This window comes from Liquorilactobacillus satsumensis DSM 16230 = JCM 12392, from assembly GCF_001435195.1.
Taxonomy (GTDB): domain Bacteria; phylum Bacillota; class Bacilli; order Lactobacillales; family Lactobacillaceae; genus Liquorilactobacillus; species Liquorilactobacillus satsumensis.
The window spans coordinates 207,548-213,940 of sequence record NZ_AZFQ01000052.1; the positions used below are offsets into that span (position 1 = coordinate 207,548).

Annotated in this window: 3 protein-coding genes, 6 tRNA genes, 1 riboswitch and 1 other annotated feature; all 9 genes read right to left on the reverse strand. The window is 41.4% G+C overall.

The window, feature by feature from the left end; genetic code table 11:
* Positions 1–4 precede the first annotated feature (4 nt).
* The 9 genes from FD50_RS09720 to FD50_RS09760 all read right to left on the reverse strand — a co-directional run bounded on the left by FD50_RS09720 (position 5) and on the right by FD50_RS09760 (position 6,304).
* Positions 5–1,360 (reverse strand): amino acid permease, encoded by a 1,356-nt coding sequence (locus tag FD50_RS09720; protein WP_056961355.1) that lies wholly within the window; start codon positions 1,358–1,360, stop codon positions 5–7.
* Positions 1,361–1,673: 313 nt separating this feature from the next.
* Complete coding sequence (leuS, locus tag FD50_RS09725; RefSeq protein WP_056961357.1) at positions 1,674–4,088, reverse strand: leucine--tRNA ligase; 2,415 nt, start codon at positions 4,086–4,088, stop codon at positions 1,674–1,676.
* A gap of 67 nt (positions 4,089–4,155) precedes the next feature.
* Positions 4,156–4,366, reverse strand: a binding site (T-box leader).
* A gap of 58 nt (positions 4,367–4,424) precedes the next feature.
* Positions 4,425–5,612, reverse strand: coding sequence for a methionine adenosyltransferase (gene metK, locus FD50_RS09730; RefSeq protein ID WP_054758103.1), 1,188 nt, complete (start codon positions 5,610–5,612; stop codon positions 4,425–4,427).
* Positions 5,610–5,691: riboswitch (SMK box riboswitch) on the reverse strand. Its footprint overlaps the gene before it by 3 nt.
* A 110-nt stretch (positions 5,692–5,801) precedes the next feature.
* Positions 5,802–5,875: transfer RNA gene (locus FD50_RS09735), tRNA-Asp, on the reverse strand.
* Positions 5,876–5,881: 6 nt separating this feature from the next.
* Positions 5,882–5,955: transfer RNA gene (locus tag FD50_RS09740), tRNA-Met, on the reverse strand.
* Between the two features lie 12 nt (positions 5,956–5,967).
* Positions 5,968–6,039, reverse strand: a tRNA-Glu gene (locus FD50_RS09745).
* A 5-nt stretch (positions 6,040–6,044) separates the two neighbouring features.
* A tRNA-Ser gene (locus FD50_RS09750) sits at positions 6,045–6,132 on the reverse strand.
* Positions 6,133–6,148: 16 nt separating this feature from the next.
* Positions 6,149–6,219, reverse strand: a tRNA-Gly gene (locus tag FD50_RS09755).
* A 12-nt stretch (positions 6,220–6,231) separates the two neighbouring features.
* Positions 6,232–6,304: transfer RNA gene (locus tag FD50_RS09760), tRNA-Phe, on the reverse strand.
* Positions 6,305–6,393 lie beyond the last annotated feature (89 nt).

Below are 6,393 nucleotides of genomic sequence, written 5' to 3' on the forward strand. Positions count from 1 at the left end.
CTAACTAAAGCTCTTCTTCACTCAATTTTTTGCGTGGCATAAAACTATACCCAAGTGCCAAGCACAAAAACCAGACTAGCGAAAAGATAACTGAAAGCAGTGTACTTGGATCTAAAGCCAACAAAACGAGTACCCCAAGGAAGAACAAAACTGTGATAATGCTTGAGAACGGATATAAGGGCATTGGGAAACTAGTTTGCTGATCCGTTAATGTAGCTTTATATTTAGCATGGCATACTACTAAAACGATCCAAACAAAAATAAAACTGATGGTTGCAACTCCTGAAATAATCTGAAAAACACTTTTTGGAATTACATAATTGAGTAAAACAATTACCAGTAGTACAGCCGACGAAAAATAAAGCGACTGCGCTGGGACACCCCGTTTGCTCGTTGTGGCATAAGCCTTTGGTGCTTTATTGCTACGTGCCAATACATATAATGTTCTGCTGGTACTGAAAATTGCGCTGTTGCAAGCTGACAAAGCAGCGGTTAAAACTACAAAATTAATAACTCCAGCCGCCATCTTAACCCCAATCCCCGAGAAAACTTGGACAAAGGGACTTGAAGAGGTCACAATTTCATTCCACGGATAGATGCACATTACCACAAACATTGATCCGATGTAAAACAGTCCAATTCTAATCGGCAGACTATTAATTGCACGCGGTAAATCACGTTGCGGATTCTCAGTCTCACCAGACGTCAGACCGACCATCTCAATCCCGGTAAAGGCAAACATTACCATCGGAAAGGCTGCTAATAAACCATTCCAGCCCTTAGGGAAAAAGCCGCCATGCGCAAAGAGATTATCAAGCGACACTGTATTAGTTCCAATCTTGACTCTTAAAAGAATTAAGAAAATTCCAGTGACAATTAAAGCAATGATGGCTAAAACTTTGATACTGGCAAACCATGATTCAAGCTCACCATAGACACCCACACTGAAAAGATTAAATCCAAGCAGTGTGATAATAATGACTAATGGCACCAACCACTGTGGAATAAAGGGGAACCAATAACGTAGATAGATTCCGCTTGCAGTTAAATCTGCCATTGCCAAGCTTATCCAGCATAACCAATAGGTCCACCCAATCACAAATTCCCAACGATCTCCCAGATACTCGCGGACAAAATCAATAAACGAAGTCAATCGAGTATCAGAGAGTACCAACTCGCCGATCGCTCTCATCATGAAAAAACAAATTATTCCGGCAATCAGATATGCAAGAATTAGTGCAGGTCCTGCTTTTTGAATTGCGGTTCCTGAGCCTAAAAAAAGACCTGTCCCAATTGCACCACCAATCGCGATCATTTGAATATGGCGATGTGTGAGCGAGCGTTCCAGTTCATTTTTCATTTTAAAAAAGTCCTCCTGCTTTGATTAAAAACAATTTTTTTACGATACCTCTCAAGTATATAGATGTCTTAAAAGTATTGCAATCAAATTTTAATGATAATTTAAAAGAATTACTATACCCCCCACTAATAATTTCCAAAAAGGGGTACTGCTTGAAACAGAGGTAATTCATATCAGATAAAACAAAAAGAGAGTGGAACAAAAGAGATTTAAGTGGCTGCACCAACAGCAATAGCTGTTTGGAAAGTAAAGACAAAAAAAGAGTTCGCGACTTTTGTCCCAAACTCTTTTCACTTATTACACTTGGTTATTTTTACTTAACCACAATATTAACTAATTTATCCGGAACAGAAATAACTTTCACAATCGATTTAGCAGCAATTCCCTTTTTGACTTTTTCATCATTCAAGGCAATTTCTTGCAATTGCTCGCGGTCAGTTCCCTTTTGTACAACCAGATGCTGACGCACTTTACCATTAACTTGAACCACAACTTCAACATTATCTTCAACAAGCTTTTCCGGATCAAAACTTGGCCACGCCTCATAAGTAATTGTGCCCACATGCCCCAACTTGGTCCAAAGCTCCTCTGCAAGATGTGGAACTAGTGGTGAGAGCATTTTTACAAAGCCTTCAATATACTCTAAAGGCAATGAGTCTACTTTATAGGCTTCATTTACAAAAACCATCAATTGTGAAATAGCAGTATTAAAATGCAAAACTGCGAAATCTTCACTAACCTTTTTGACAGTCTGATTGTAGACACGTGTCAACTGACCGTCATTGATGGTGGTAATCCGATCACGTAATTCGTCATCTTCGTCAACGATTAAGCGCCATACACGATGAATAAACTTGTTTGCTCCATTTAGTCCATCTTCGCTCCAAGCAATTGATGCATCCAAAGGTCCCATAAACATCTCATACAGTCTTAATGTGTCTGCACCATACTGCTTAACAATGTCATCTGGATTAACAACATTGCCTTTTGATTTCGACATTTTTTCATGATTGTCGCCCAAAATCATTCCTTGATTGACCAATTTTTGGAAGGGTTCTTTCGTTGGAACAACACCAAGATCATAAAGAAATTTATGCCAGAAACGTGCATACAAAAGATGCAACACTGCATGTTCTGCTCCGCCCACATACAAATCAACCGGCATCCAAGCTTTTAACTTATCCAAAGCAGCCAGCTTACCCTGATTATGCGGATCTACATAGCGCAAGAAATACCAGGAACTGCCTGCCCACTGTGGCATTGTGTTAGTCTCACGTTTGCCCTTTCTACCATTTTGATCAACCACATTAACCCAATCATCTAAGTTGGCTAACGGACTTTCACCGGTCCCGGATGGTTTGATATCTGTTGCTTTAGGCAAACGTAACGGCAACTGATCTTCAGGGACAAGTGTGGTTTCACCATCTTCCCAATGAATTACTGGAATTGGTTCACCCCAGTACCGCTGACGCGAAAACAACCAATCACGCAAGCGATAATTAACCTTTTCTTCTCCGGCTTGTCGCTCTTTGAGCCAGTCAATGATTCGTGCAATTGCATCTTCTTTATTCAAACCATCCAAAAAACCAGAATTGATATGCACACCATCACCTGTATAAGCAGCTTTTTGAATGTCTCCGCCTTCAATAACTGGAATAATTTTCAGCCCAAATTTCTTAGCAAAATCATAATCACGTTCATCATGCGCAGGGACAACCATGACTGCCCCCGTCCCATATGTTGCCAGCACATAATCAGCAATCCAAACTGGAACTTTTTCGCCATTTGCAGGATTGATAACGTAACTTCCGGTAAAGACTCCTGTTTTATCTTTGGCTAAGTCAGTCCGTTCCAAATCTGATTTGTGTGACACTTTTTTAACATAAGCCTCAACGGCCTCTTTTTCCTCAGGGGTCGTCAACTCTTTAACAATCTCAAGTTCAGGAGCTAACACAAACGCAGTTGCCCCAAAAATAGTGTCGGGTCTAGTAGAAAAGACTTCAATCTCACGCTTTTCATTGCCTGCCACTTTAAATCTGATGCTGGCTCCAACTGAGCGTCCGATCCAGTTACGCTGTTGCTCTTTAATGTTTTCAGGCCAGTCAATATCATCAAGATCCTTCAACAAGCGATCAGCATATGCAGTAATTCGTAAAACCCATTGTCTCATAGGCTTTCGAATCACTGGGAACCCTCCCCGTTCAGTTTTCCCATCAATTACCTCTTCGTTAGCCACGACCGTTCCAAGGTCAGGGCTCCAATTCACTGGAACCTCGGCTTCGTACGCCAATCCTTTTTCATAAAGCTTTTCAAAAATCCACTGTGTCCATTTATAATAAGAAGGATCTGTAGTATTGATTTCACGATCCCAATCATATGACAACCCCAAAGATTTAATTTGGCGTCTGAAATTATTAATGTTTTGCTTGGTGAATTCTCGCGGAGAATGCCCTGTATTTAGTGCATATTGTTCAGCTGGCAAGCCAAAAGCATCCCACCCCATTGGATGCAGCACATTGAAGCCCTGCATTCTTTTCATACGTGCAATAATATCAGTCGCCGTATATCCTTCAGGGTGTCCAACATGGAGTCCTTGCCCTGATGGATAAGGAAACATATCCAGCGCATAATAATTAGACTTTTTTGGATCTTCTGTTGTTTTGAAAGTCTTATGCGTTTCCCAATAATGCTGCCACTTTTTTTCAATACTACTATGATCGTATCCCATCTTTTACCTTCAGTCTCCTCTCAAAATAAAAAAAGTCCTATATCGAGCCTGTTTTTTAAAAAGCTCCATATAGGACGAAAATACTCGCGGTACCACCTATTTTCCGGTACAAAAATACCGGCTCTCGATCTTGCTAACGGAAGGTTCCGTTCCTGTCTACTTAACGTTCAACAAAAAAACTCCGAGGTGAGTTCAAAAAAATAGCTACATGCGTTAACACCAACCACGCACTCTCTTGAGTAGTAATTTTCTTTACTTTTCCTCATCAACATTACATTATTATTGAAGATATACTAGCAAAAAAGGGTAAAAAAAGCAAGTCGCTAAAGACTTTTCTTATCCTAATTCAGCCTTTAATGCTGCAATTTTATCAGTTTTCTCCCATGGGAGATCTAAGTCTGTTCTTCCAAAATGCCCATAAGCTGCAGTTTGCTTATAGATTGGACGTTTTAAATCAAGCATCCGGATAATTCCAGCAGGGCGCAAGTCAAAAACTTTACGGATTGCCTTTACTAAGGCCTCATCGTTGACTGTTGAAGTCCCAAATGTGTTGACTGAAACAGAAACAGGTTGCGCAACCCCGATCGCATAAGCTAACTCGACTTCAATTTTTGAAGCGATCTTTGCGGCAACAATATTTTTGGCAATATAACGTGCAGCATAGCTGGCAGAACGATCAACTTTAGTAGCATCCTTACCTGAAAATGCGCCACCGCCATGATGAGCGTAACCACCGTATGTATCAACGATAATTTTGCGTCCCGTTAGTCCAGCATCTCCTTGAGGTCCGCCTATTACAAACCTTCCAGTTGGATTTACAAAATATTTTGTTTTATCATCCAAAAGCTGTGCGGGTATCACTGCTTTAATGACTTTTGCAATAACGTCTTGCCGAATTGTTTCAAGACTTGTGCCTTCATCGTGCTGCGTAGAAACAACTACGGTATCGATTCGAGCTGGTTTATCTTGCTCATCATACTCTACCGTAACTTGTGCTTTTGCGTCAGGTCCGAGATAGCTCAGAGTTTGATTCTTGCGCAATTCCGCAATTTTTCGCATCAATCTATGACTTAAAGCAATCGGTAGCGGCATCAGTTCAGGAGTTTCGTCAATCGCATAACCAAACATCATTCCCTGATCTCCAGCACCAATTTGATCTAATGCATCACCTTCACCTTGGCGCGTCTCTAGTGACTGATCAACGCCTTGGGCAATATCTGGTGATTGACCGTCAATTGCAGTTAATACAGCGCAATTATCACCATCAAAACCGTATTTGCCATCTGTATAGCCAATTCCCTTAATCGTCTCTCTGACGACTTTTTGAATATCAATATATGCCTTAGTTGAAATTTCACCAACAACTACGACTAGACCTGTGGTTACGGTAGTCTCGCATGCAACACGAGAGTCTGGATCCTCCTTTAGTAAAGCATCTAAGATTGCATCACTGATTTGATCAGCAATTTTATCTGGATGTCCTTCTGATACTGATTCGGACGTAAATAAATGTCTCTCTGACACGTTAATTCCCCCATTCAAAAATTTGGTTACAAGGCATCTTCACATGAATGAATCCTATCGGGAATGTGCTGTAACATTAACTATTCTATCACATCAGTATCTAAGATAAAATATCAACTCCACTTTAACCACATAAAATTTAAGGACAATAAAAAAGATTAAGACAAAATGTCTTAATCTTTTTTTGAACGGTCCTAGACGGATTTGAACCGACGATCTCCTGCGTGACAGGCAGGCGTGTTAGACCCCTACACCATAGGACCATATAATTGCGGGAGAAGGATTTGAACCTACGACCTTCGGGTTATGAGCCCGACGAGCTACCAGACTGCTCCATCCCGCGATAATTAGAAAGTGACCCGTACGGGATTTGAACCCATGTTATCGCCGTGAAAGGGCAATGTCTTAACCACTTGACCAACGGGTCAAAAACGGAGAAGGAGGGATTTGAACCCTCGCGCCGCTTTCGCGACCTACACCCTTAGCAGGGGCGCCTCTTCAGCCACTTGAGTACTTCTCCATAAAAAATTAGGCTAAGCGGGTGACGAGAATCGAACTCGCGACAACAGCTTGGAAGGCTGTGGTTTTACCACTAAACTACACCCGCATAAAATGCATATGGCGCGGGACAGAATCGAACTGCCGACACATGGAGCTTCAATCCATTGCTCTACCGACTGAGCTACCGAGCCATTACAAACTATGTTAAATACTATTGGTACTAGCGGTCCTAGACGGATTTGAACCGACGATCTCCTGCGTGACAGGCAGGCGTGTTAGA